General features: G+C 72.2%; 22 protein-coding genes. 8 read left to right on the forward strand and 14 right to left on the reverse strand.

Translation table 11 applies throughout. The features are described from left to right. The first annotated feature begins 64 nt into the window (after window positions 1-64). Window positions 65-1063 carry a type I glyceraldehyde-3-phosphate dehydrogenase gene (gene gap / locus ACFVJX_RS18900; RefSeq protein WP_384130061.1) on the forward strand — a complete coding sequence of 333 codons (999 nt, stop codon included), beginning with the start codon at window positions 65-67 and terminating at the stop codon, window positions 1061-1063. Between the two features lie 59 nt (window positions 1064-1122). Here the strand turns inward: gap and ACFVJX_RS18905 are convergent, their stop codons facing one another. Then, window positions 1123-1527 (reverse strand): DUF5997 family protein, encoded by a 405-nt coding sequence (locus ACFVJX_RS18905; protein ID WP_384130065.1) that lies wholly within the window; start codon window positions 1525-1527, stop codon window positions 1123-1125. A gap of 58 nt (window positions 1528-1585) precedes the next feature. Between ACFVJX_RS18905 and ACFVJX_RS18910 the strand changes: the two genes are divergently transcribed. The 4 genes from ACFVJX_RS18910 (at window position 1586) to ACFVJX_RS18925 (ending at window position 6436) form a co-directional block, all read left to right on the forward strand. Then, a complete protein-coding gene (locus ACFVJX_RS18910) occupies window positions 1586-2389 on the forward strand; it encodes a LysR family substrate-binding domain-containing protein (protein WP_384130068.1) in 804 nt (267 codons plus the stop codon). A 182-nt stretch (window positions 2390-2571) separates the two neighbouring features. Next, the gene (locus tag ACFVJX_RS18915; protein WP_384130070.1) at window positions 2572-3069 is read left to right on the forward strand and encodes a peptidylprolyl isomerase; all 498 of its coding nucleotides are present in this window, start codon (window positions 2572-2574) and stop codon (window positions 3067-3069) included. A gap of 153 nt (window positions 3070-3222) precedes the next feature. Continuing rightward, window positions 3223-3966 carry a Clp protease N-terminal domain-containing protein gene (locus ACFVJX_RS18920; protein ID WP_384130073.1) on the forward strand — a complete coding sequence of 248 codons (744 nt, stop codon included), beginning with the start codon at window positions 3223-3225 and terminating at the stop codon, window positions 3964-3966. Between the two features lie 220 nt (window positions 3967-4186). Next, window positions 4187-6436 (forward strand): MMPL family transporter, encoded by a 2250-nt coding sequence (locus ACFVJX_RS18925; protein WP_384130076.1) that lies wholly within the window; start codon window positions 4187-4189, stop codon window positions 6434-6436. A gap of 15 nt (window positions 6437-6451) precedes the next feature. Here ACFVJX_RS18925 and ACFVJX_RS18930 read toward each other — a convergent pair whose 3' ends face one another. The 4 genes from ACFVJX_RS18930 to ACFVJX_RS18945 all read right to left on the reverse strand — a co-directional run bounded on the left by ACFVJX_RS18930 (window position 6452) and on the right by ACFVJX_RS18945 (window position 10283). Next, window positions 6452-7603: a serine hydrolase domain-containing protein gene (locus tag ACFVJX_RS18930; RefSeq protein ID WP_384130079.1), complete on the reverse strand. Its 1152-nt coding sequence runs from the start codon at window positions 7601-7603 to the stop codon at window positions 6452-6454. Window positions 7604-7700: 97 nt separating this feature from the next. After that, the gene (locus ACFVJX_RS18935; protein ID WP_384130082.1) at window positions 7701-8276 is read right to left on the reverse strand and encodes a histidine phosphatase family protein; all 576 of its coding nucleotides are present in this window, start codon (window positions 8274-8276) and stop codon (window positions 7701-7703) included. Window positions 8277-8336: 60 nt separating this feature from the next. After that, the gene (locus ACFVJX_RS18940; protein ID WP_384130085.1) at window positions 8337-8768 is read right to left on the reverse strand and encodes a GNAT family N-acetyltransferase; all 432 of its coding nucleotides are present in this window, start codon (window positions 8766-8768) and stop codon (window positions 8337-8339) included. Between the two features lie 9 nt (window positions 8769-8777). Continuing rightward, complete coding sequence (locus tag ACFVJX_RS18945; protein ID WP_384130088.1) at window positions 8778-10283, reverse strand: PLP-dependent aminotransferase family protein; 1506 nt, start codon at window positions 10281-10283, stop codon at window positions 8778-8780. On the opposite strand from ACFVJX_RS18945, the gene ACFVJX_RS18950 reads away from it, so the two are divergent. Together ACFVJX_RS18950 and ACFVJX_RS18955 are read left to right on the forward strand one after the other, a co-directional pair. Beyond that, window positions 10282-11271 (forward strand): DMT family transporter, encoded by a 990-nt coding sequence (locus tag ACFVJX_RS18950; protein ID WP_384130092.1) that lies wholly within the window; start codon window positions 10282-10284, stop codon window positions 11269-11271. The genes ACFVJX_RS18945 and ACFVJX_RS18950 overlap by 2 nt on opposite strands. A gap of 95 nt (window positions 11272-11366) precedes the next feature. Then, the gene (locus ACFVJX_RS18955; RefSeq protein ID WP_384130095.1) at window positions 11367-11576 is read left to right on the forward strand and encodes a DUF1918 domain-containing protein; all 210 of its coding nucleotides are present in this window, start codon (window positions 11367-11369) and stop codon (window positions 11574-11576) included. A 6-nt stretch (window positions 11577-11582) separates the two neighbouring features. On the opposite strand, the gene ACFVJX_RS18960 is transcribed toward ACFVJX_RS18955, so the two are convergent. After that, window positions 11583-12851 carry a glycoside hydrolase family 10 protein gene (locus ACFVJX_RS18960; RefSeq protein ID WP_384130098.1) on the reverse strand — a complete coding sequence of 423 codons (1269 nt, stop codon included), beginning with the start codon at window positions 12849-12851 and terminating at the stop codon, window positions 11583-11585. Between the two features lie 188 nt (window positions 12852-13039). Here ACFVJX_RS18960 and ACFVJX_RS18965 point away from each other — a divergent pair, with 188 nt between their 5' ends. Next, window positions 13040-13900 carry a 3-hydroxybutyryl-CoA dehydrogenase gene (locus ACFVJX_RS18965; RefSeq protein ID WP_384130106.1) on the forward strand — a complete coding sequence of 287 codons (861 nt, stop codon included), beginning with the start codon at window positions 13040-13042 and terminating at the stop codon, window positions 13898-13900. A gap of 70 nt (window positions 13901-13970) precedes the next feature. Here ACFVJX_RS18965 and ACFVJX_RS18970 read toward each other — a convergent pair whose 3' ends face one another. The 8 genes from ACFVJX_RS18970 to rpmI all read right to left on the reverse strand — a co-directional run bounded on the left by ACFVJX_RS18970 (window position 13971) and on the right by rpmI (window position 23109). Further along, on the reverse strand, window positions 13971-14501 hold the full coding sequence (locus ACFVJX_RS18970; protein ID WP_384130109.1) for an NUDIX domain-containing protein: 531 nt from the start codon (window positions 14499-14501) through the stop codon (window positions 13971-13973). Window positions 14502-14552: 51 nt separating this feature from the next. Continuing rightward, complete coding sequence (locus ACFVJX_RS18975) at window positions 14553-15893, reverse strand: transcriptional regulator (protein ID WP_384130112.1); 1341 nt, start codon at window positions 15891-15893, stop codon at window positions 14553-14555. Window positions 15894-16329: 436 nt separating this feature from the next. Next, window positions 16330-18879, reverse strand: a complete 2550-nt coding sequence (gene pheT, locus ACFVJX_RS18980) for a phenylalanine--tRNA ligase subunit beta (protein ID WP_384130114.1) — start codon at window positions 18877-18879, stop codon at window positions 16330-16332. Next, window positions 18879-20006 (reverse strand): phenylalanine--tRNA ligase subunit alpha, encoded by a 1128-nt coding sequence (pheS, locus tag ACFVJX_RS18985; RefSeq protein WP_384130117.1) that lies wholly within the window; start codon window positions 20004-20006, stop codon window positions 18879-18881. Before pheS ends, pheT begins: the two co-directional genes overlap by 1 nt. 146 nt (window positions 20007-20152) lie before the next feature. Then, window positions 20153-21304: an ATP-binding protein gene (locus ACFVJX_RS18990; RefSeq protein WP_384130120.1), complete on the reverse strand. Its 1152-nt coding sequence runs from the start codon at window positions 21302-21304 to the stop codon at window positions 20153-20155. A gap of 121 nt (window positions 21305-21425) precedes the next feature. After that, window positions 21426-22268 (reverse strand): TrmH family RNA methyltransferase, encoded by an 843-nt coding sequence (locus ACFVJX_RS18995; protein ID WP_384130123.1) that lies wholly within the window; start codon window positions 22266-22268, stop codon window positions 21426-21428. 155 nt (window positions 22269-22423) lie between these two features. Continuing rightward, a complete protein-coding gene (rplT, locus tag ACFVJX_RS19000) occupies window positions 22424-22807 on the reverse strand; it encodes a 50S ribosomal protein L20 (RefSeq protein ID WP_003970214.1) in 384 nt (127 codons plus the stop codon). 107 nt (window positions 22808-22914) lie between these two features. Next, window positions 22915-23109 (reverse strand): 50S ribosomal protein L35, encoded by a 195-nt coding sequence (rpmI, locus tag ACFVJX_RS19005; protein WP_003970213.1) that lies wholly within the window; start codon window positions 23107-23109, stop codon window positions 22915-22917. Window positions 23110-23149: the final 40 nt, after the last annotated feature.

Below are 23149 nucleotides of genomic sequence, written 5' to 3' on the forward strand. Positions count from 1 at the left end.
TCACGCCGCTGTCAGCGGGGCCGGCCGGGCGCGATGCTGGGAGCGAGGAGAAAGGGACTCTCACATGACTCGCATCGCCATCAACGGATTCGGCCGCATCGGACGCAACGTGCTGCGCGCGCTGCTCGAACGCGAAAGCGACCTCGAAGTCGTCGCCGTCAACGACCTCTCGGAGCCCGCCACGCTGGCGCGGCTGCTCGCGTTCGACACCACGGCGGGCCGGCTCGGACGTCCGGTGACGGTGGACGGGGACACCCTTGTCGTCGACGGCCGCCGCATCAAGGTGCTCGCCGAGCGGGAACCGGCGCAGCTGCCGTGGGCGGAGCTCGGTGTCGACATCGCACTGGAGGCGACCGGCCGGTTCACGTCGGCCAAGGCCGCCCGCGCCCACATCGACGCGGGTGCGAAGCGGGTGCTCGTCGCCGCACCGTCGGACGGCGCGGACGTCACGCTCGCGTACGGCGTCAACAACGACGCGTACGACCCGGCCCTGCACACGGTCGTCTCGAACGCCTCGTGCACCACCAACGCGCTTGCTCCGCTGGCATCCGTACTCCACGATCTCGCCGGTATCGAGCACGCCTTCATGACGACGGTGCACGCCTACACGCAGGAGCAGAACCTCCAGGACGGCCCGCACCGCGACGCCCGCCGTGCCCGTGCCGCCGGGGTCAACATCGTGCCGACGACGACGGGCGCGGCCAAGGCGATCGGTCTCGTGCTGCCCGGTCTCGACGGCAAGCTGTCGGGCGACTCCATCCGCGTGCCGGTCCCGGTGGGCTCGATCGTCGAGCTCAACACGACCGTGGCCCGCGATGTGACGCGCGACGAGGTGCTGGAGGCCTACCGCACAGCGGCACAGGGTCCGCTGGCCGGCGTGCTCGAATACTCGGAGGACGCCCTCGTGTCGTCCGACATCACGGGCAACCCCGCCTCGTCGATCTTCGATTCGGCGCTCACCCGGGTCGACGGCCGCCACATCAAGGTGTCCGCCTGGTACGACAACGAGTGGGGCTTCTCGAACCGTGTCATCGACACGCTGACGCTCCTCGCCACTCGCTGAACGGGCGCGGGGGCGGTCTCGGCCGCCCCCGCCGATGCCCGGTTACGGCGGCCTCGGTGTCAGGACCGGGGGTCCTGCTCCTTGCCGCTGCGCTCGGCGTTGCGCTCCTTGATCCGCACGGTCTCCTTGCGGACCTCGGCCTGGGTGGCGCGCTCCTTGCGCAGCCACTCGGGGTCCTCCTGCTTCAGCGCGTCGATCTGCTCCGTGGTGAGTGCCTCCGTGACACCGCCACGGGCGAGGCCCGAGATGGAGACGCCGAGCTTGGCGGCGACCACCGGCCGGGGGTGCGGACCGTTGTTCCGCAGCTCCCGCAGCCACTCGGGCGGATCGGACTGGAGTGCCGCCAGCTCGGTGCGCGAGACGACACCCTCCTGGAACTCGGCGGGGGTGGCCTCGAGGTACACACCCAGTTTCTTCGCCGCGGTCGCGGGCTTCATTGTCTGGGTGGTCTGGTGCGACGTCATGGTGTCAAGAGTATCGAGCGTGTGCGCCACCGCTGACCACGACCGGTAACCTGGCGGGGTGACAGGCTCGGAAGCAACCCCTTCGTTCCGGCTCGCGTACGTCCCGGGGGTGACGCCCACCAAGTGGGTGCGGATCTGGAACGAGCGCCTGCCCGACGTCCCCCTCTCCCTCGTCGCGGTGCCCGCCGCCGAGGCGCCGGACCTGCTGCTCGCCGGTGGCGCCGACGCGGGCTTCGTACGGCTGCCGGTCGACCGGCCGGAGCTCAGCGCGATCCCGCTCTACACCGAGGCGACCGTGGTCGTGATCCCCAAGGACCACCTGGTGGCGGCGGTCGACGAGGTCTCCGTCGGGGATCTGGCCGACGAGCTCGTGCTGCATCCGCTCGACGACGCCCTCGGCTGGGAGCAGCTGCCGGGCCGGCCCGCGATCGAGCGTCCCGCCACGACGGCGGACGCGATCGAGCTGGTCGCGGCCGGGGTGGGCGTCCTCGCCGTCCCGCAGTCACTCGCCCGCCTGCACCACCGCAAGGACCTGACGTACCGGCCGCTCTCGGGCGCCCCCGAGTCGCGCATCGCCCTGTCCTGGCCGCAGGACAGGACCACCGACCGGGTGGAGGACTTCATCGGCATCGTCCGGGGCCGCACGGTGAACAGCACCCGGGGCCGCAGTACGCCGCCCGCGGAGAAGCCGAAGCGCAAGGCCCCGGAGACCGGCGGCGGCCGGCGCAAGCCCGCGGCCGGTGCGGGGGCGGGGAAGGGCGCCAGGGGCGGTTCCGGAGGGGCGAAGGGCACCAAGGGCTCCTCCCGGGGCGCCAAGGGCGCCGCGGCCGCCAAGCGCGGGAAGCCCCGCCGACGCCCGTAGAACGGTGCGGTCGTCGGACCCCCGCCGACGGTCACCAAAAGGCCCTGCGCCGGACGGCGCCGGGGCCGTCGTCGCGTTCGGCCCGCACGAGGTCCACCACATGCGCCCGCCCCGTCACCCGTGAGCGGTGTTTCGTCGCGCCCGCTCGTCGGGGCCGCGCGGCTGGATGTCAGGATGGTTCCATGACGAGCAAGGTTTACTTCGACATCACCATCAACGACGAGCCCGCCGGGCGGATCGTCTTCAATCTGTTCGACGACGTCGTTCCCAAGACGGCGGAGAACTTCCGCCAGCTGGCGACCGGCGAGCACGGCTTCGGCTACAAGGGTTCGTCCTTCCACCGGGTCATCCCCGAGTTCATGCTGCAGGGCGGCGACTTCACCCGCGGTGACGGCACCGGCGGCAAGAGCATCTACGGCGCGAAGTTCGACGACGAGAACTTCAAGCTGGCGCACACCAAGCCCGGCCTGCTCTCCATGGCGAACAGCGGCCCGAACTCCAACGGTTCGCAGTTCTTCATCACGACGATCGTGACGTCGTGGCTGGACGGCAAGCACGTGGTGTTCGGCGAGGTCGCCGACCAGGAGAGCCTGGACCTGGTCACCAAGATCGAGGGGCTCGGCTCGCAGAGCGGCAAGACCAAGGCGAAGGTCACCATCGCCGACTCCGGGGTCCTCTGACCGGACCCGCTCGCGGAACAGCTGACGGAACGCGTCGGCCGACGAACACCGTCGGCCGGCGCGTTCCGTCGTGTCCGGGACCTGCCCCGCGAACGGCCACGGGGGTGTCAACTGAAGGTTGACACTCCGACACTGTCAACCTAAGGTTGACACATGACGAAACCCGTGGGCCTGACGAATCCGGTCCGTCTCGACGACCTCATCGACGCCATCAAGAAAGTCCACCCCGACGCCCTCGACCAGCTCCAGGACGCCGTCATCGCCGCGGACCACCTCGGCGACGTCGCGGACCATCTGATCGGTCACTTCGTGGACCAGGCACGGCGCTCCGGTGCCTCCTGGACGGAGATCGGCAAGAGCATGGGAGTGACCCGGCAGGCGGCGCAGAAGCGGTTCGTCGCCAAGGACCCCGGCGAGCCGACCGACCTCGACCCCAGTCAGGGGTTCGGCCGCTTCACCCCGCGCGCGAAGAACGTCGTGATGTCCGCGCAGAACGAGGCGCGCGCCGCGGGCAACAGCGAGATCGGCACCGAGCACATCGTGCTCGGACTGCTCATCGAGCCGGAGGCACTGGCGGGGGCGTTCATCAAGGCACAGGGCGTGCCCCTGGACACCGTCCGCCAGGCCGCCACCGCGGCTCTCCCGGCCGCCTCCGAGGAACAGCTGCCCGAGCTCCTCCCGTACAACGCCGGTGCCCGCAAGGTGCTGGAGCTGACCTTCCGCGAGGCACTGCGGATGGGGCACAACTACATCGGCACCGAGCACATCCTGCTCGCGCTGCTGGAGCACGAGGACGGCGCGGGCCTGCTGACCGGTCTCGGTCTCGACAAGGCGGCCGCGGAGACGGCCATCACCGAGGCGCTCACGCTCATCGTCGCCTCGCGCGAGGACGGCTGACCGGGCCGGCAGGACCCGCTTGACGGCGGAGCACCCCGGGTGCGGCACCGGACCGCCGGTACGGGGCGGGCACCCCGTACCGGCCGTGCGGGCGGAACGGGCCCCTCCGCCGCACGTGTCGCAGCCCCGGGTACCGGACCGGCATCTACGTTCTCGGATTGGACACAAGGGACGCGGCGCGCCCTGGCTGAACGGCCCGTCCCTTCATCCGGGAGAACACATGGCCCCGTCCAGCAGCACGTACGCGGCTCCGGTGTCATCGCGCGGAGGGTGGCTCCTGCGGCTGGGCGAATGGTGCGCGCGCCACTTCGTCGTCGTCATTCTTCTCTGGGTGGTCGCCCTCGGCGGGCTGCACGCCCTTCAGAGCGCGTTCGGGGGGACGTACTCCGATGACTTCAACCTGCCGGGCACCCAGTCCGACACGGGCGCCGAACTGTTGAAGGCGCACGATCCCGCCGCGGGCGGCACCGGGGCCCAAGTGGTCCTGCACGACGCGCAGAAGCCCCTGACCGACGTGCGGAGCCAGGTCGACCAGGTGGTGGGCAACCTGCAGAAGCTGCCGCATGTGCTTTCCGCCCAGAACCCGCTGCCCTCCTCGTCCTCGTCGACGTCCACCGCCCTGTCCAAGGACGGCACGACCGGGTACATCACCGTGCGGTTCGACGTGAACCCGACCTCGCTGGACGAGGGCTATCTCCACCAGGTCGACACGGCGGTGAAGCCGCTGCGGTCCGCCGGGGTGGAGGTCGAGTACGGCGGCCCGCTGGGGGAGCTCGCCAGGCCCGAGACCAAGGACCTGACCAGCGAGGCCATCGGATTCGCCGTCGCTGTGGTCGTACTGCTCGTCGGTTTCGGCAGCATCATCGCCGCCGGTGTCCCGCTGGTGACCGCGCTCATCGGTGTGATCGTCGGGCTGAGCATCCTGTCGCTGGTGGCCGCGGCCACCACGTTCGCGAGCGTCTCCCCCACGCTCGCCACCATGATCGGGCTCGGGGTCGGGATCGACTACGCCCTGTTCCTGATCACCCGTCACCGTCAGCTCGTCATGGACGGCGGCGATCCGGTCCGGGCCGCCGGCAGGGCCGTCGCCACCAGCGGGCGTGCGGTACTGGTCTCGGGGTGCACCGTCATCATCGCGCTTGCGGGGCTGTACGTCTCCCGGGTGAGCTTCATCGGCAAGCTGGGGGCGGCTGCCGCGGTCACCGTCGTCACCGCGGTCGTCGGGGCGGTCACCCTGGTCCCCGCCCTGCTGGGCCTGATCGGCAAGCGCATCGACCGCTACCGGGTCCGGCCGCCCGTCGCCGAGAGCGGGTCGGTGCCGGGAGCGGCGTCGCAGGGCGGCTGGCACCGGTACGCGCAGCGGGTGGAGCGGCGGCCCTGGTGGTTCCTGCTCGCCGGGCTCGTCGTGGTGGGGGTCCTCGCGATCCCGGTGTTCTCCATCCGCCTCGGGCACATCGACGACGGCGCGGATCCGACGACCTTCACCGACCGGCGCGCGTTCGATCTGATCTCCAGCGGCTTCGGGCCGGGCGCCAACGGCCCGTTCACCCTGGTCGTCGATCAGCGGTCGGTGCCGGACTCCGACCGGTCGGCGCTGGCGAGCAGTCTGCAGAAGGCCCTCACCGACGTGCCCGGCGCGGCCAGTATCGGCGCGTTGCAGCCGACCGCCGACGGAGCCCTGCTCATCGGCAACGCCGTATCGGCCGAGGCCCCGCAGGACGCGGGCACGACCAAGCTGTTCAACCACCTCAAGGACGACGTCCTGCCGAAGGGGGTGTCCGGCACGAAGGCGTCCGCCTATGTGACCGGGACGACCGCGGCCCAGGAGGACTTTCTCGACATCATCGTCAGCCGTCTCCCGCAGATCATCGCCGTGGTGGTCGCCCTCGCCTTCGTCATCATCCTGATCGTGTTCCGCGGCGTGCTGGTCGCGCTGAAGGCGGCCGTGCTCAACCTGCTGTCGATCGCGGCGTCGTACGGCGTGGTGGTGGCGGTGTTCCAGTGGGGCTGGGGCGGGCCGGCGCTCGGCGTCGCCGGGACGGTGCCCATCGAGAGCTATGTGCCGATGATGATGTTCGCGATCGTCTTCGGCCTGAGCATGGACTACGAGGTGTTCCTGATCGCACGCGTGCACGAGGCGTGGCTGCGCACCGGGGACAGCAGGGGCGCCGTGGCGCACGGGCTGGAGATCACCGCCCGGGTGATCACCTGCGCGGCGCTGATCATGGTCAGTGTGTTCGCCGCCTTCGTCCTCAGCGACACCATCGTGGTCAAGATGCTCGGGCTCGGGCTCGCGGTCAGTGTGCTCGTGGACGCCACGATCGTGCGGCTGCTGCTGGTCCCCGCGGTGATGACGCTGCTGGGCCGCAGTGCGTGGTGGATCCCCCGGTGGCTGGACCGGGTGCTCCCCCGCATCGACACCGAGGGCGGCGCCGGGGGCGGGCCGGCACCGTCGGCGGCCGCGCGGTAACCGGTTCCGCGCCGGTCAGAGCGAGGCGTAGACGGCCTCGACCAGCGCCGTCTTGCGCGGGTCATCGGCGATGCGCGGGCCCATCCGGTTCATGACGTAGCCGAGCGCGATCCCGGCCTCCGGGTCGGCCAGTCCGCAGGAACCGCCCGCCCCGTCGTGGCCGAAGGCCCGTGGGTTGGGGCCGTACGAGCCGTTGGGACCGCTCAGCCAGAGGCCGAGCGCGATCTCCGTCTCATGCGCGAAGCCCGCCCCCAGCACCAGGTCGCGGCAGGGCCCCTGGCCCTCGCGGACCCGCTCGGCGGCCTCCGCGGAGAGGACGCGCCGGCCGTCCGGGCTGCTCCGGCCGGCGAGGATGTCGTACAGCGCGGCGACCGCGCGGGCCGTGCCGTGGCCGTTGGCCGCGGGGATCTCGGCCGCCCGCCACTGCGGGGTGTTGGCGACGGCCGCTCCGGTCGGCGGATTGAGCAGCGAGGCGACGGCGACCGGCTCCATCCGCGCGAAGCGCGCCGCCTGCTGGGCCCGGTCCGCCTTCGGGACGACGAGTTCGGCGACGCGCGCCGCCTCCTTCTCGGGGAGGCCGATGGTGAAGTCGACGGCGAGCGGACCGGTCACCTCCCGCCGGAGGAACTCCCCCGGCAGCAGACCGCTGACCCGCCGGACCACCTCGCCGACCAGGAAGCCGTAGGTGAGCGCGTGATAGCCGGACACGGTGCCGGGCTCCCACCACGGTTCGGTCGCCGCCAGCCGGGAGGTGGTCAGCTCCCAGTCGTAGAGCTCGGCCAGGCCGTGCGGTTCACGGAGTCCCGCGAGGCCCGCGCGGTGGGAGAGCAGATGCCGTACGAGAACGGCCTCCTTGCCCGCCGCCGCGAACTCGGGCCAGTACGCGGCGACCGGGGCATCCAGATCGAGCAGGCCCCGGTCGGCGAGGATGTGCGCGCAGAGCGCGGTCGGTCCCTTGCCGGTGGACCAGACATTGACCAGGGTGTCCTGTTCCCAGAGGCGGGTGCGGGCACCGTCCGCCCAGCCGCCCCAGAGATCGGCAACCGGCCGCCCGTCGACCAGGACGGTGACGGCCGCGCCCAGTTCGCCGCGCTCACGGAAATTCGCCTCGAACGCGTCGCGCACCGCGGCGAAGCGCTCGTCGCAGTGGCCGTGGATGGACGGCACGGTGACCTCCCTCGCCGGGTACACGCCTGGTCCGGCTCGATTCCAGGACAACGTACCGACTGGTCGGACCGGCGGGAAGACGTGCGGGCCACGATCCCTACGGCGCTCCGGTTTCGAGGCGAAGGCTCCAGCGGCGGGGCAGACCGGTGAGCGTGACGGTGGAGAGGGGGCCGACGTCGACGTTCCAGTACGCCGACGGCTGGGCCCGCAACGCGTAGACGAGGGCGGCCCGGACGACGGCCGGTTCGGCGACGGCGACGATCGACCCGTCGCAGGCGGGGCGGGTGTCCAGCCAGCCCCCTATCCGGGAGATGAAGGCGAGCAGCGGTTCGCCGCCGTGCGGGGCGGACCTCGGGTCCGCGAGCCACGCGTCCACCGCCGCCGGTTCTCGTGCGGTGACCTCGGCGAAGGTGCTGCCGCGCCACCGCCCCATGTCGCAGTCGCGCAGAGCCGGCTGGACCAGCGGGGCGAAGCCGAGTGCGTCCCCGGTCGCGCGGCTGCGGGGCGTCGGTGAGCAGTAGCGCAACTCGGCCGCCCCCAGGGCCACCAGTGCCGGGGCGGCGAACTGCACCTCGTGCCAGCCGGCCTCGTCGAGCGGCCGGTCGTCGTCGAAGCGCTCCCCGAGGAGGGACGAGCCGCGCGCCGCGGCGACGAGTGTGACTCGAACACTCATGGGCGTGATCGTGGAGCCGATCGCTCCGCGGGTCAAGAGCGCGACGCAAGCGCTTGCGGCTCAGCCGAGGATGAGCGCCATCCAGTTGGCCGGGTTGTCGAGCGGCTTGAAACCGACCTTCCCGTAGACGCCGTGGGCGTCCTCGGTGGCGAGCAGCAGCCTGCGGACACCGGCCTCGGCGAGGCGGTCGCGCGCCGCTGTGACCAGCCCGGCGCCGAGTCCGTGGCCGCGGGCTGCGGGGTCGACGTACACATCGCAGAGCCAGCCGAAGGTGACGTGGTCGGTCACCACCCGGGCGTACCCGGCCTGTTCGCCCGAGGCCAGGTCGTAGGCGCCGAAGTTGAGCGAGCCGGCGATGGCCAGATCCTGGCGCTCCCGGGTCCGGCCGAGCGCCCAATAGGCGTCGGTGGAGAGCCAGTTGTGAATTCTCGCCGCGTCCAGTCGGGAGGGGTCGGACGATATCTCGTAACGCTGCTGGGGAGTTTCGGTCATGCCGGGAGACTAAGGGCTGTCCCGAGACCCCGGCGGGTGGGGACTTCGAAACGGGCCCTGGTCTCCCGGCCCGCCCCGGGCACCGTCCCAGGCCGTGCGCAGCCGCCGCACCCCTTCGGTGATCTCGGCCGCTCCGGCGACGGCCGCGTAGCTCAGCCGGACGTGGGGCGCCGGGGGTTCGGCGCAGAAGTACGGGCGGCCCGGCGCGACGGCGACACCCGCGCGCAGCGCCGCCGAGACCATGGCGGACTCCTCGGTGCCGGCCCCGTTGCAGGGCAGCCCCACCCAGAGGCTGCCGCCGCCCGCCGGAATGTGCGGGAGCGCGAGGGCGGGCAGCTCCCGGCGCAGCGCGGCCGCCATCGCGGTGCGGCGGGCCCGCAACTCGGCGGACAGGGAGCGCAGATGGCGGCTCCAGGCGGGTGTGCCGACGAATTCGAGCGCGGCCTCCTGGAGCGGCCGGGGGACGAAGAAGCTGTCGACGACCTGGATGGCGCGCAGCCGTTCGAGCACCGGGCCACGGGCGGCGAGGGCGCCCACCCGGAGACTGGGCGAGGTCACCTTGGTGAGTGAGCAGACGTGGACGACGACCCCGTCGGGATCGTCGGCGGCCAGCGGTCGCGGCAGCGGTCCGGCGTCGTCGTGGACGAGCCGGCGGGCGAAGTCGTCCTCGACGACGAATGCCCCGGCCTCCCGGGCGATCCGGATGATCTCCGGGCGCCGGGCAGGGGCGAGGACCGCGCCGGTCGGGTTCTGGAAGAGCGGCTGGCAGACGAAGACCCGGGCGCCGGTGGCCCGGAAGGCGGCGTCGAGCAGTTCCGGGCGGACGCCGTCGGTGTCGGCCGGGACCGGCACCGGCCGCAGCCCGGCGGCCCGCGCCACCGCCAGCATGCCCGGGTAGGTGGGTGATTCGACGAGCACCGGGGCGCCGGGCGGGGCGAGCGCCCGCAACGCGGTGGCCAGGGCGCTCTGGCCACCGGCGGTGATCAGCACATCGGCGGCGGTGAGCGCGGGGCCGATCTCGCGGGCGAACCAGGCGCGCAGTTCGGTCAGCCCGTCGGTGGGCGGCCGGCCCCATGCACCGGGGCGGCGGCCGGCCCTGGCGAGCGCGGCGGCGAGGGCCCGCTCGGGCTGCAGCGAGGTGTGGAGGTAGCCGCCGTTGAACTCGACGACGCCGGTGGCCGGGGCGGCCAGGGTGGCCAGGACGCCCGAGGCGTCGACCGTGCGGGGGACCACCTCGGGTCCGCCGTCGCCGTTGAGCGAGACCTCCTGCCAGGAGGTGTCACCGGGCAGCGGCGCCTCGGCGCGGGGCTGTGCGCGGAAGGCGCCGGAGCCGGGGCGGGTGACGACGAGCCCCTCGGCGGCGAGCTGCGCGACGGCCCGCGAGACGGTCACGGGGCTCGCCCGGAAGCGTTCGACGAGGGCGCGGCTGGACGGCAGCTTCTCACCGGGCGAGTAGCGGTTCAGCTCGGCCCGGAGGGAGCTGGTCAGATCCGCCACACTGCTACGCTCATGCATGAAAGCAGAGGATAGCGCTACTCCCAGGACCACGATAGCGGTCGGCCCGCCGATGACCGGCGCGACGGACGTGACAGGACCGGACCGGGCCGACGCCGGCTCCGCGCCCCGGACGGCGGGCCGCGGCGGCACCCTGCTCGCCGCACTCGGAGTGGTCGCCTTCTCGCTGACCTTCCCCTCCACCGCGTGGGGGCTGGAGAGCTTCGGCCCCTGGTCCCTGGTCGCGTTGCGCAGCCTGCTCGCCGCCGTGATCGCGGGCAGTGTGCTCATCGCGGCCCGGGTGCGGGTGCCGGAGCGCCGGCACTGGACCGGACTCGCGGTCGTGGCGGGCGGCGTGGTGGTGGGCTTCCCGCTGCTGACCACGTTCGCGCTGCAGACGTCGACGACCTCGCACGCGGCCGTGGTGGTGGGGCTGCTGCCCCTGACCACGGCGGTGTTCGCCTCCGTACGCACCGGATCGCGTCCGTCCCGTACCTTCTGGATCGCCGCGCTCACCGGGGCGGCCGTGGTGATCGTCTTCACCGTCCTGCAGAGCGGTGGCGCCCTCTCCGCCGGGGATCTGTACCTGTTCGCCGCCCTGCTGGTGTGCGCGGCCGGGTACACCGAGGGCGGCAGGCTGGCGAGGGTCATGCCCGGCTGGCAGGTGATCGGCTGGGCGCTGATCCTCAGCCTGCCGCTCGCCGTGGCCGGCGCCGCGGTCGCTCTGCCGTTCGAGCCGGTGCGGCTGACGGCGCACGGACTGATCGGCCTGGTCTGGGTGGCGGCGGGCTCGACCTTCCTCGGGCTCTACGTCTGGTACCGCGGTATGGCGGAGATCGGGGTCGCGCGGGCCAGCCAGCTCCAGCTCGCGCAGCCGCTGCTGACCCTGGTCTGGTCGCTCCTCCTGCTGGGCGAGGAGGTCTCGCCCTCCGCACCGGTGGCGGCCGTCGCGGTACTCGTCTGCATCGCGGCCACCCAGCGCACGGGCCGCGCCGGACGCGGCCGGTGACCGTCCCGGGCGGCGGCCTCGCCCCACCGGGCGCGACCGCCGTCCGGACATAGACTTGTCGACATGGACCGCCACCCGTGAGGAGGTCACTCCCGATGGAGGCACACGCGGGCGACCGGCTGGTGACGCACGGCAGGACCGTGGGGCAGCACGACCGGGTCGCAGAGATCGTCGAGGTGCTCGGGGACGGGGGCACTCCCCCGTACCGCGTCCGCTTCGACGACGGACATGAACACATCCTGGCACCCGGCCCCGACAGCGTCGTCCGGCACGACGCCGCCCTGCACCGGGCCCCGGGCCCCTGAGACAGGTCAGCCGGGCGGACGGACCCGAGTCCGGTAGTGGTCCGCCACCACTCGCGCCATGGCCCCGATCCGGTCCGCGACCACCACCTTCCCGGAGAAGTAGGCGTGGCCGCGGACCTGGTCGTACCCGGCCGCCAGGTCGACGTGCCGGGAGAGTTCCGCCGGGTCCTGCCAGGCTGCGGGCTGGGCCGGGTCACCGCACTTGTAGAGCGCCTCGCCGATGAACAGGTCGACGCCCGTGCCCCGCACCACCTCGTTCCACCAGGGCAGCAGCACGGCGTAGTCGGCGGCGGTGAAGCCGATGTTCCAGTAGAGCTGCGGGCAGATGTAGTCGATCCAGCCCTTCTTGATCCAGCCGCGGGTGTCGGCGTACAGATCGTCGTAGGTCTGCACCCCGGCCGCGCTCCGCGAACCGAGCGGGTCGGTCGATGCGTTGCGCCACACACCGAACGGGCTGACACCGAACCGGACACCGGGCTTGACCGCCTTGATCCGCTCGGCGGTCTCCTGCACCAGCTTGTCGGTGTTGGCCCGCCGCCAGGAGGCCTTGTCGGCGAAGCCCGCCCCGTGCTTCGCGTACGCGTCGCCGTCCGCGAAGGACTCCCCGGCCACCGGATACGGGTAGAAGTAGTCGTCCCAGTGGACGGCGTCGATGTCGTAGCGGCGGACCGCGTCGAGCATCGCGTCCTGGACGAAACCGCGGACCTCGGGCAGGCCCGGGTTGTAGTAGAGCTTCCCGCCGTACGGCAGGACCCAGTCGGGGTGCAGCCGCGCGGGGTGCGAGGCGGCCAGCCGGGAGCGGTCGGTGTGGTTGGCGACCCGGTACGGGTTGAACCAGGCGTGCAGTTCCAGACCGCGGTCGTGCGCCTCCCGCACCGCGACGTCCAGCGGGTCCCAGCCGGGGTCCTTGCCCTGGACACCGGTGAGGCACTCGGCCCACGGCTCGTGCGGCGAGGGCCACAGCGCGTCGGCGGACGGGCGGACCTGGAGGATCACCGCGTTCAGCCGCCGGTCGACGGCCTCGTCGAGGTACGCGATCAGCTCGGCCCGCTGCGCGGCGGCGGACAGCCCCGGCTTCGATGGCCAGTCCGTGTTCGCGATGGTCGCCACCCACATGCCGCGGAGTTCACGCCGCACCACGTCACGGGGTCCGCCGCGCCGGGCCGCGCGGGCGTCGGCCGGTGGGTCCGCCGCGGCCACGGCACCCGAGGCCACCACCGCCGCCACCGTCCCGGCCGCACCGGCCACAAAGCTCCTTCTGGCGATTTGCCGCATTCCTCCGCACCTGCCGTCTCTCTGTACTCGTCGGGACCCCCGGAATCCCGGGGCAGTGCTGAGCATGCCCGCCCCGGCCCGCGATCTCCGGGAAGGCGCGGAGTAACGTCGTGGGGTCGAGGCGGAGCCCGGAACCGAACGGAAGCCGCCGCACGGAGTACAGCGAAAGGCACGAGGTGACGGACTCTATGGCGGACATCGCACGCGTCGGAGTGGTGGGGTGCGGCCAGATGGGCGCAGGCATCGCGGAGGTGTGTGCCCGCAGCGGTCTCGATGTCGCAGTGGCCGAGACCACCGGCGAGGCGCTGGAGATCGGCCGCACCCGGCTCTACAACTCCCTCTCGAAGGCCGCCGAACGCGGCAAGATCACCGAGGAGGAGCGCGACGAGACCCTCGGCCGCCTCAGCTTCACCACCGACCTCGGCGAGTTCGCGGACCGCGATCTCGTCATCGAGGCCGTCGTGGAGAACGAGCAGGTCAAGACCGAGATCTTCCAGGTGCTGGACCAGGTGGTGACCCGGCAGGACGCGATCCTCGCCTCCAACACCTCCTCGATCCCGCTGGTCAAGCTGGCCGTGGCGACCTCGCGCCCCGACCGGGTCATCGGCATCCACTTCTTCAACCCGGCCCCGGTGCAGAAGCTCGTCGAGCTGATCCCCGCGCTGACCACGTCGGACGAGACGGTCAAGCGCGCCGAGGCCGTCGTGCAGGACATACTCGGCAAGCACCCGATCCGCGCCCAGGACCGGTCCGGTTTCGTCGTCAACGCCCTGCTGATCCCGTACCTGCTCTCCGCGATCCGGATGTTCGAGTCGGGCATCGCCAGCCGCGAGGACATCGACAACGGCATGGAGATGGGCTGCGCCCACCCGATGGGCCCGCTCAAGCTCGCCGACCTGATCGGCCTGGACACCGTGGCCTCGGTCGCCGACTCGATGTACGCGGAGTACAAGGAGCCGCTGTACGCCGCTCCCCCGCTGCTCCAGCGCATGGTGGACGCGGGCCGGCTCGGCCGGAAGACGGGGTCGGGCTTCTACCCGTACGCCTGACACGACGCGCCCCGGCGGGTGCGCGGGACTCCCGTCCCCCGCACCCGTCGCGCGCGTCCGCGCCGGATGCTCAGCCCAGCCGTAAGTGGTGCAGCATCATGAGCCCGGCGGCCATGCCCGCGGCCGGCACCTCGCCGCGGGCGATCATGTCGGGCACCAGCTTGAGCGGTATCCACTCCCGGCGGGACGACTCGAAGGCGTCGCGGGGGTGCCCGGTCCAGTCGGCCTCCTCGCCCCAGTAGAAGTGGTGGCGGGCGTCGATGAGCCCGTTGGACGGTTCCACCGTCAGCAGCGGGCGCAGCGGTCCGGGGCGCCAGCCGGTCTCCTCCTCCATCTCCCGGGCGGCCGCCTCGGCCGGGCCCTCACCGTCCTCGACGACACCCGCGGCGATTTCCCAGCCCCAGCTGTCCGTGATGAACCGGTGCCGCCAGAGCAGCAGGACCTCGTTCGCCTCGTTGACGACGGTGGCCGCTGCGACGGCGCGGAGCCGGATGACGTAGTGGTCGAGGTGGTCGCCGTCGGGGAGGACGACGTCGGCCAGATTGACCCGGAACCATCGATTCTCATACACAGTCTGTTCGTTCAGGTTCGTCCACTGCACAGTTCTGCCACCTTCTGACTAGTAGGTGGCCATATCGCAGCAGACCGGCGCTCATAGCGGTACGCGCAGCGATGCGTCGACGATTTCGGCGGCCCGTTCCGCGTCGCTGCTGCCGCTCGCGACCAGATGCTCGCGCACCGACCGCAGCCGGTCGCGCAGCCGCTGCGACTCCATGCCTCTGGCGCGTTCGGCCATCTCGGCGGCCGTGACGGCCGCCCGGTCGGCCTCGCCCTGCCGCAGTTCGATCGTGGTCAGCATGGCCAGCCGGTGGACCCGGCCCCTGTCGTGCGCGGGGGTCCGTACGGCGGCCGCCGCGTGCTCCCTGGCCGACGACAGATCCCCCAGGCGGAGCAGCGCCTCGGCCACCTGGACGTTGACCAGGCCCGGCTGGACGTACCCCGTTTCGTCGGGCTCCCCGCCCGGCCGGATGCGCTCCGCCTCGGACTCGGCGCGCCGGATGCACCTCAACGCGCTGCCGCCGTCGCCGAGATGGGCGTACGCCTTGGCCTGCATCGCGTGCAGATCGGCCGCCAGGGCGGGGGTGATGTCGCGCCCGGCGGCCCGCAGCGCCGCCTCGGCGAAGGCGACGGACTGCCGGTAATCGGCCAGGAACAGCGACTGGTTGACCAGCAGGGCGATCACATAGCCGCCGAGCCCCCGGTCCCCGCTCGCCTTGGCCAGCCGCAGTGCCTGGTGGAAGTAGCGCTGGGCGAGACCGTGTGCGTCGGAGTCGTAGGCGCAGATGCCCGCGACCGCCACCAGCCCGCCCGTCGCACGGTGCAGCTGACGCCCCATCGCGTCGCTGTAGCCGCCACGCAGCAGCGGGGCGGTCTCGGCGTTGAGGAAGCCGACGATGCGCGAACGGGTCGCGATGCCGCCCGCCTTGCGGTACATCAGTTCGTAGTGGGCGCGGGCGGCGCGCAGTGTCGCTATGTCGGCCGTACCGACGCGGGTCGGGCCGGTACGGGACACGTCGGCGTCCTCCGGCGGGTTCTCCCACTCCCACACGGGCATCACCGCCGTGGTCCCGGTGACGGCCGGGGCGGCGACGACGTGCGGGCGCTGCTGTTCGTCGGAGCGCCAGAGCGCGGTGGCCCGTTCGACGAATCCGGTGAGGGACGCACCCTGTGCGGGGGCGTGGCCGGCGTGGCCCGCCATGCCGATGTCGTCGAGCGAGACGGCCCTGCGCAGGCGGCTTCCGAGCACTTCGCAGATCAGGTCGGGCACCTGGCCGCGCGGCCGCTGACCCTTAAGCCAGCGGGCGACGGCGGTGTGTTCGTAGCGCAGGCACAGTCCCCGGCCGCGGCCGGCCTGGTTGACGTGTGCGGCGAGCCCGGCCCGGGAGACACCCGCCTCGTCGATCAGAGCCTCTAGCAAGGTATTGGGCTCCATTGCCCCCATTGCCCCCTCCGGTGGGTCGGCACGCCAGGACGTGTCGCCCCAGTGGAGCACGATTCACACGGGGTGTGAACGGAATGCCCGAACCGTCCCGCTGCGCACTCTGTCGCGCCGGTCGGCGAATCGCTTGACTGGGTCCCTCGCAAGAGGCGGCCGGGTCGTCTGCTCCCCCTCGTACAGCACGACGACCCGCACCCGCGCCGTCCGCTCTGCCGACCTGCCCGACGCTCCGCGGCAGCGCGGACGGCGCCGGATCGCACGACCCACTGCCCACGGATCGGAGGGTGGCTGCGGGGTCGGCCGGGTACCGGGCTCCCCCGGGCCCGGCCGGGGCCCGGGTGCGGTCCTCCGTCTTCGGGCGAGCACACAGGAGGGGCGTATCCGGTGGCCGGATACGCCCCTCCTCACTCCGCGGGACCTGCCGCGGGCGTCACGCGCCGCGCAGCACCGCGCCGGTGCGCTCGGCGGCCAGTGCCACCGCGGTGTCGCGGGCGGCGGTGGCCTCGTCGACGGTCAGCGTGCGGTCCGTGGCCCGGAAGCGCAGCGCGTACGCCAGGGACTTGTGGCCCCCGCCGATCTGCTCACCCGTGAAGACGTCGAACAGCCGCAGCGATTCGAGGAGTTCACCCGCGCCCTCGCGGAGCGCCTGCTCCACCTCGGCGGCGGGCACGTCCTGGGCGACGACCAGCGCGACGTCCTGCGTCGCCACCGGGAAGGTGGAGATCCGCGGCGCCTGGAGGGCGCCGTCGACGGCCTGCTCCATGAGGTCGAGCTCGATCTCCATGGCGCAGGTGCGATCGGGCAGGTGGAGCTCCTTGATGACGCGCGGGTGCAGCTCACCCGCGTGCCCGACGAGCGTCTCCTCGCCGTCGACCGTGACGTACAGCGCGGCGCAGCGGCCCGGGTGCCACGGCGCGTACTGACCGGCGCGAACGGTGAGTTCGACGCCCGCCTCACGGGCGATGGTGCGGGCGGCCTCGACGGAGTCCGCCCAGTCGGCCGGGCGGCCGTTGCCCCACCAGCCGGCCTGCTCGCGGGCGCCCGCGAGAACGACGGCGGCGCGGCGCGGCTGACGCGGCAGCGCGGCGTCGAGGGAGGCGATCTCCTCCTCCGAGGGGCGCCGGTCGACGGGCAGCCGGACGGGCTTGGTCTCCTGGCCGCTGAGTGGGGTCTCCCCCGCTCGAACGGAGCCGAGAGCTCGGGGAAGGAAGACGAGACCGGTCTCGAAGAGCGCCAGGTCGTGGCTGCCGCGGCCGTCGTTGCGCCGCAGTGCGCCGAGGAGCCCCGGCAGCAGCGTGGTGCGCAGCGACGGCTCCTCGTCGGAGAGCGGGTTGACGAGCCGCACGGTGCGGCGGCGGTCGTCGTCCGCCTCCAGGCCCAGCTGGTCGAGGACGGCCTCGCCGGTGAACGGGTAGTTGAGCGCCTCGACGTAGCCCGCGCCCGCGAGTGCCCGGCCGACACGGCGGTGCAGCCGCTGGCGGTCGGTGAGCCCGCGGCCGGAGGGCGGAGTCGGGAGCGTGGAGGGGAGGTTCTCGTAGCCCTCCAGCCGGATGACCTCTTCGGCCAGGTCGTTCGGCTCGCCCAGGTCGGGCCGCCAGGACGGCGCCGTGACGAGCAACTCGTCCTGTCCGTAGACGTCGCAGCCGACCTCCTGGAGGCGGCGCACGACGGTCTCGCGGCCGTAGGCCACACCGGCCACCTTGTCCGGGTGGTCGGCCGGCATCGTGATGGTGCGCGGACCGGACGGGGCCGTCACCTCGGTGACGCCCGCCTCGGCCGTGCCGCCGGCGAGCAGCACCAGCAGGTCGACGGTGCGCTGCGCGGCAGCGGCGGCGGCCTCCGGGTCGACGCCCCGCTCGAAGCGCTTGGACGCCTCGGATGACAGCTTGTGGCGGCGCGCGGTGCGGGCGATCGAGATCGCGTCGAAGTGCGCGGCCTCGATGACGACCTCGGTGGTGTGCGCGTCCTCGGAGGAGTCGGCGATCTCGGTGTTGGCACCGCCCATGACACCGGCCAGGCCGATCGGCCCGCGGTTGTCGGTGATGACGAGGTCGGCCGCGTCCAGGACGCGGACCGTGCCGTCGAGAGTGGTGAGCTTCTCGCCCTGCTCGGCGCGGCGCACCCCGATCGGACCGTCGACGCGGCTGCGGTCGTAGGCGTGCAGCGGCTGGCCGAGTTCGAGCATCACGTAGTTGGTGACGTCGACCGCGAGCGAGATCGGCCGCATCCCGGCCTTCTGGAGCCTGCGCTGCAGCCAGATCGGGGAGCGGGCCTCGGGCTGCAGGCCCACCACGGTGCGCGCGGTGAAGCGGGAACAGCCGATCGGGTCGGCAACCTCGACCGGGTAGCCGTAGGCGTTGGGCGCGGGCACGTCCAGGAGGGCCGGGTCGCGAAGCGGCAGACCGTAGGCGATGGCCGTCTCACGGGCGACGCCGCGCATCGACAGGCAGTAGCCGCGGTCGGGCGTGACGGCGATGTCGAGGACCTCGTCGACGAGCTGGAGCAGCTCGATCGCGTCGGCGCCGACCTCGTGCTCCGGCGGGAGCACGATGATGCCGTGCGTTCCGTCGTCGCCCATGCCGAGCTCGTCGGTGGAGCAGATCATTCCGTGCGAGGTCTTGCCGTACGTCTTGCGCGCGGCGATCGCGAAGTCGCCGGGCAGGACCGCGCCCGGGAGGACCACGACGACCTTGTCGCCGACGGCGAAGTTACGTGCGCCGCAGACGATCTCCTGCGGCTCACCGGTGCCGTTGGCCGTGCCGACGTCCACCGTGCAGAAGCGGATGGGCTTCTTGAAGCCCTCCAGTTCCTCGATGGTGAGCACCTTGCCGACGACCAGCGGGCCCACGAGGCCGGCGCCGATCTGCTCGACCGTCTCGACCTCCAGGCCGACGGCGACGAGCTTGGCCTGTACGTCACGGCCGGTCTCGGTGGCAGGCAGGTCGACGTACTCCCGCAGCCAGGAAAGCGGGACGCGCATCAGATCTCCATCCCGAAGGGCCGGGTGAACCGGACGTCGCCTTCGACCATGTCTCGCATGTCTTCTACGTTGTGGCGGAACATCAGCATGCGCTCGATACCGAAGCCGAACGCGAATCCGCTGTACTTCTCGGGGTCGACACCGCAGGCGATGAGCACCTTGGGGTTGACCATGCCGCAGCCGCCGAGCTCGATCCAGCCCTCGCTGCCGCAGGTGCGGCAGGGCCGGTCGGGGTTGCCGACGGACTCGCCGCGGCAGACATAGCAGACCATGTCCATCTCGGCGGACGGCTCGGTGAACGGGAAGAAGTTCGGCCGCAGCCGGGTCTTCATGTCCGGGCCGAAGAGCGCCTGGACCATGTGGTCGAGGGTGCCCTTGAGGTCGGCCATGGTGAGGCCCTCGTCGACGGCGAGCAGCTCGATCTGGTGGAAGACCGGGGTGTGCGTCGCGTCCAGCTCGTCGGTCCGGTAGACCCGGCCGGGGCAGACGACGTAGACGGGGGGCTCGCGGTCGAGCAGGGTGCGGGCCTGGACCGGCGAGGTGTGCGTGCGCAGGACGACACCGGACTCGTCGTTCTTCGCGCCGTCGGCGCCCTCGACGAAGAAGGTGTCCTGCATCTGCCGGGCCGGGTGGTCGGGCACGAAGTTCAGGGCGTCGAAGTTGAACCACTCGGCCTCGGCCTCGGGGCCCTCGGCGACCTCGTAGCCCATGGCCACGAAGACGTCGGCGACGCGCTCCATGATCGTCGTCAGCGGGTGGCGGGCACCGGCCGGAGTGCGGTCGTAGGGCAGCGTGACGTCCACCGCCTCCTCGACCAGGACCCGGGCGTCCCGCTCGGCCTCCAGCTCCGCCTGGCGGGCGGCGAGCGCCCTGCCCACGGCGGCGCGGGCCTGGCCCACACGCTTGCCCGCCTCGGCCTTGGCCTGCGGCGGCAGCGCGCCGATCTCGCGGTTGGCGAGCGACAGGGGCGAGGTACCACCGGTGTGCGCGGTCTTCGCCTGGGCGAGCGCGTCGAGGTCGTCCGCGGCGGCGAAGGCGGCGAACGCCTCGTCGCGGATGCGCTCGATCTCTTCCGGTTTCAGTGCCTCGACCTCGACTGGGTCGTACGACTTGTTCGGTGCCGACATCTCTTCCCGTACTTCCGATTGGCTGGTACTGCGCTTACCGGGGGATACCCCCGGGCCTCCGTGGTCCCGCTCGACGCCTGGAGGACACAAAGGTGCCAATGGTCGAGTCTAAGGGTCACAGGATGTGTGGGGCGCCCGTGGGCGGCTCAGAACAGATAGGCCGGCGCGCTCACGGGCAGGATAAATCGGAACTCCGCGCCGCCTCCGGGCCCGCGGCCGACCGTGATCGAGCCGCCGTGCGCCTCGACGATGCCCTTGACGATGTAGAGGCCCAGGCCCGTGCCACCGCGTTTGCTGCCCCGCCAGAAGCGGGTGAAGACGCGGCCCATCGACTCCTCGGGGATGCCGGGGCCTTCGTCGCTCACGGTGACCGCCGTTCCCTTCTCGTCGCTCTTCGCCGGCGCGGGTGCCACCTCGATGGTGACGGTTCCCTCGCCGTGGCGCACCGCGTTTTCCAGCAGATTGCCGAGCACCTGGTCGATCTTGTCCGGGTCGGCCCACACGGCGGGCAGCGGCTGGCAGGTGCGGACGAGGAAACGGTCCGGCGCCTGGCCGTTCGCCGTGAGCGCCTGGACGTGGCGTTCCACGGCGGCCGAGAGGTCGACCGGCTGGCGGCGCAGCTCCAGCCGTCCGGAGTCGATCCGGGAGATGTCGAGCAGTTCCGTGATCAGCCGGGTGACCCGGTTGGCGTCGGCGTAGACGGTCTCCAGCATCAGTCGTTTCTGGTCGTCCGTGAACCGCTCCCACTTGGCCAGCAGCGTGGCCGTGAAGCCCTTGACGGAGGTCAGCGGCGAGCGCAGCTCATGGGCGACGGTGGCGATCAGCTCGGCGTCGCTGCGCTCGCTGCGGCGCCGGGCCTCGGTGCCGCGCAGGCTGATCACCAGCCGGCGGACGGGCCCGGTCGGGCTCTCGCGTACGTAGCGTGCCGAGACGAGCACCTCGCGGCCGCCGGGCAGCAGCAGACTCCGCTCGGGCTGGCCGACCCGGGTGGCGAGACCGCCGTAGGGATCGGTCAGCTCCCACCAGCGGCGGCCCTTGAGGTCCTCCAGCGGCAGCGCCTGTTCCAGCGGGCGGCCGAGGGCGGCGGCCGCGGGCACGGCGGTGATCCGTGCGGCGGCGGCGTTGAAGCAGATGACCCGGCCGGTCCCGTCCGCGATGACGAGACCGTCGGGCAGGTCGTCGGGGTCCAGCCCCTGGCCGCCGGGACCGGTCTCCGGGGCGGGCCCGCCGTCCGGGACCGTGGCGGCGCGCACGACGGCCGCGTGTGTCGCCTGCGGTCCGCTCATGCCGACAGCCATCTTCCCGTACCCCACCTCTCGAACCGGTGCAGTGGGCCCCCGAGTTCGTCACCCTACTAGTCGCCGGTGACGGTGCGACACCCTGCGTGGCCTTCCGGCGGGGAGCGGCCGGCCCGGCGGGTCAGCCGGCGGTGCGGTGCGGGCGCTGGGCGCGCGCGGAGGCGTACAGGCAGACGGCGGCGGCGGTGGCGAGGTTGAGGCTCTCCGCCTTGCCGTGGATGGGCACCCGCACGACGGCGTCGGCCAGGGCCCGGGTCTCCTCCGGCAGGCCCCATGCCTCGTTGCCGAAGACCCAGGCGGTGGGCCCGCCCATGGTGCCGGCGTCGAGTTCGTCGTCGAGGTCGTCCTCGCCCGCGCCGTCGGCCGCGAGGATCCGCACGCCCGTGTCCCGCAGTCCCCGCACGGCCTGCTCGACGGGTACACCGACGGCGACCGGCAGGTGGAAGAGCGAACCGGCGGACGCGCGCACGGACTTGGGGTTGTACAGGTCCACGGAGGCATCGGTGAGGACGACGGCGTCGGCGCCCGCCGCGTCGGCGCAGCGCAGCACCGTGCCGGCGTTCCCGGGGTCACGGACGTTGGCCAGGACGGCGACGAGCCGGGGCCGTTCGGCGAGGATCGAGTCGAACGGCGAGTCCAGGAAGCGGCAGACGCCGATCAGCCCCTGCGGGGTGACGGTCTGCGACACGTCGGCGAGCACCTCGCTGTCGGCGAGGTGCACCCGGGCGCCCGCGTCGAGGGCGGCGTCGATGATGGGTTCGTACCGCTCGGCGGCCTCGACGGTCGCGAACAGCTCGACGAGGGTCGCCCCGCCGTCACTGCCGCGGTGGGCGGCCGCCTCACGCACGGCCTGCGGCCCCTCGGCGATGAACCTGCGCTCCTTGCCGCGGAAGTTGCGCCTGGCCAGCCGCCGGGCGGCGGCGACCCGTGGCGATCGCGGGGAGATCAGTTCGGGGGTGCCCATGGTCGGCGGCGAGCCTCTCTGCGTACGAAGGTGCAAGGGTCTGCCCGGCGGATCACGGTCGGGCCGGCCCCGGTCGGTGCGGGGTGCAACGCACCGGACCCGCAGACGGCGAGCGCCTGCGGGTCCGGCTCAATACCAGGAAGTGCGGCCCTGAATCAGGCGGCCTTCGGGGCGTTGACGTCGCTCGGGAGGGCCTTCTGGGCGACCTCGACGAGGGCGGCGAACGCGTTGGCGTCGTTGACCGCGAGCTCGGCCAGGATCTTGCGGTCCACCTCGATGTTGGCGGCCTTCAGACCCTGGATGAGGCGGTTGTACGTCATGCCGTTCTGGCGGGCAGCGGCGTTGATGCGCTGGATCCACAGCTGACGGAAGTCGCCCTTGCGCTTCTTGCGGTCGTTGTAGTTGTAGACCAGGGAGTGGGTGACCTGCTCCTTGGCCTTGCGGTACAGGCGCGAGCGCTGACCGCGGTAACCGCTGGCGGCCTCGAGAATTGCCCGGCGCTTCTTGTGGGCGTTGACTGCCCGCTTGACGCGTGCCACTTGTTAACTCCTTGTAGCGGGGCCGTGGTCGTACTCACACGGCCCGGAAACGAATTGGTCCCGGTCGGATCGAGGGCGCGCCCCCGGGGTCACCGGGGGCGACGGCCTCACTTGCCGAGAAGCTTCTTGATCTTCTTGGCGTCGGCCGGAGCCACGACGACCGTGCCGGTCAGCGAGCGGGTCTTCTTGGACGACTTGTGCTCGAGCAGGTGGCGCTTGCCGGCCCTCTCTCGGAGCACCTTGCCGGAGCCGGTGATCTTGAAGCGCTTGCTGGCACCGCTGTGCGTCTTGTTCTTCGGCATCGCGCCGTTCTCTCCTCGTCAGTGGCGCCCCTCTCGGTGC

Source organism: Streptomyces sp. NPDC127177 (assembly GCF_042672475.1).
Taxonomy (GTDB): Bacteria; Actinomycetota; Actinomycetes; order Streptomycetales; family Streptomycetaceae; genus Streptomyces.

Bases quoted from the DNA above. Each gene is read 5' to 3' on its own strand.
- ACFVJX_RS18990 (WP_384130120.1), bottom strand. From the start codon at position 21,304: ATGGCTGTCGGCATGAGCGGACCGCAGGCGACACACGCGGCCGTCGTG.
- ACFVJX_RS18950 (WP_384130092.1), top strand. From the start codon at position 10,282: ATGAAAGCAGAGGATAGCGCTACTCCCAGGACCACGATAGCGGTCGGC.
- pheS (WP_384130117.1), bottom strand. From the start codon at position 20,006: ATGTCGGCACCGAACAAGTCGTACGACCCAGTCGAGGTCGAGGCACTG.
- ACFVJX_RS18925 (WP_384130076.1), top strand. From the start codon at position 4,187: ATGGCCCCGTCCAGCAGCACGTACGCGGCTCCGGTGTCATCGCGCGGA.
- ACFVJX_RS18955 (WP_384130095.1), top strand. From the start codon at position 11,367: ATGGAGGCACACGCGGGCGACCGGCTGGTGACGCACGGCAGGACCGTG.
- ACFVJX_RS18965 (WP_384130106.1), top strand. From the start codon at position 13,040: ATGGCGGACATCGCACGCGTCGGAGTGGTGGGGTGCGGCCAGATGGGC.
- ACFVJX_RS18920 (WP_384130073.1), top strand. From the start codon at position 3,223: ATGACGAAACCCGTGGGCCTGACGAATCCGGTCCGTCTCGACGACCTC.
- ACFVJX_RS18905 (WP_384130065.1), bottom strand. From the start codon at position 1,527: ATGACGTCGCACCAGACCACCCAGACAATGAAGCCCGCGACCGCGGCG.
- pheT (WP_384130114.1), bottom strand. From the start codon at position 18,879: ATGCGCGTCCCGCTTTCCTGGCTGCGGGAGTACGTCGACCTGCCTGCC.
- ACFVJX_RS18940 (WP_384130085.1), bottom strand. From the start codon at position 8,768: ATGACCGAAACTCCCCAGCAGCGTTACGAGATATCGTCCGACCCCTCC.
- ACFVJX_RS18995 (WP_384130123.1), bottom strand. From the start codon at position 22,268: ATGGGCACCCCCGAACTGATCTCCCCGCGATCGCCACGGGTCGCCGCC.
- rpmI (WP_003970213.1), bottom strand. From the start codon at position 23,109: ATGCCGAAGAACAAGACGCACAGCGGTGCCAGCAAGCGCTTCAAGATC.
- ACFVJX_RS18935 (WP_384130082.1), bottom strand. From the start codon at position 8,276: ATGAGTGTTCGAGTCACACTCGTCGCCGCGGCGCGCGGCTCGTCCCTC.
- gap (WP_384130061.1), top strand. From the start codon at position 65: ATGACTCGCATCGCCATCAACGGATTCGGCCGCATCGGACGCAACGTG.
- ACFVJX_RS18945 (WP_384130088.1), bottom strand. From the start codon at position 10,283: ATGCATGAGCGTAGCAGTGTGGCGGATCTGACCAGCTCCCTCCGGGCC.
- ACFVJX_RS18915 (WP_384130070.1), top strand. From the start codon at position 2,572: ATGACGAGCAAGGTTTACTTCGACATCACCATCAACGACGAGCCCGCC.
- ACFVJX_RS18960 (WP_384130098.1), bottom strand. From the start codon at position 12,851: ATGCGGCAAATCGCCAGAAGGAGCTTTGTGGCCGGTGCGGCCGGGACG.
- ACFVJX_RS18975 (WP_384130112.1), bottom strand. From the start codon at position 15,893: ATGGAGCCCAATACCTTGCTAGAGGCTCTGATCGACGAGGCGGGTGTC.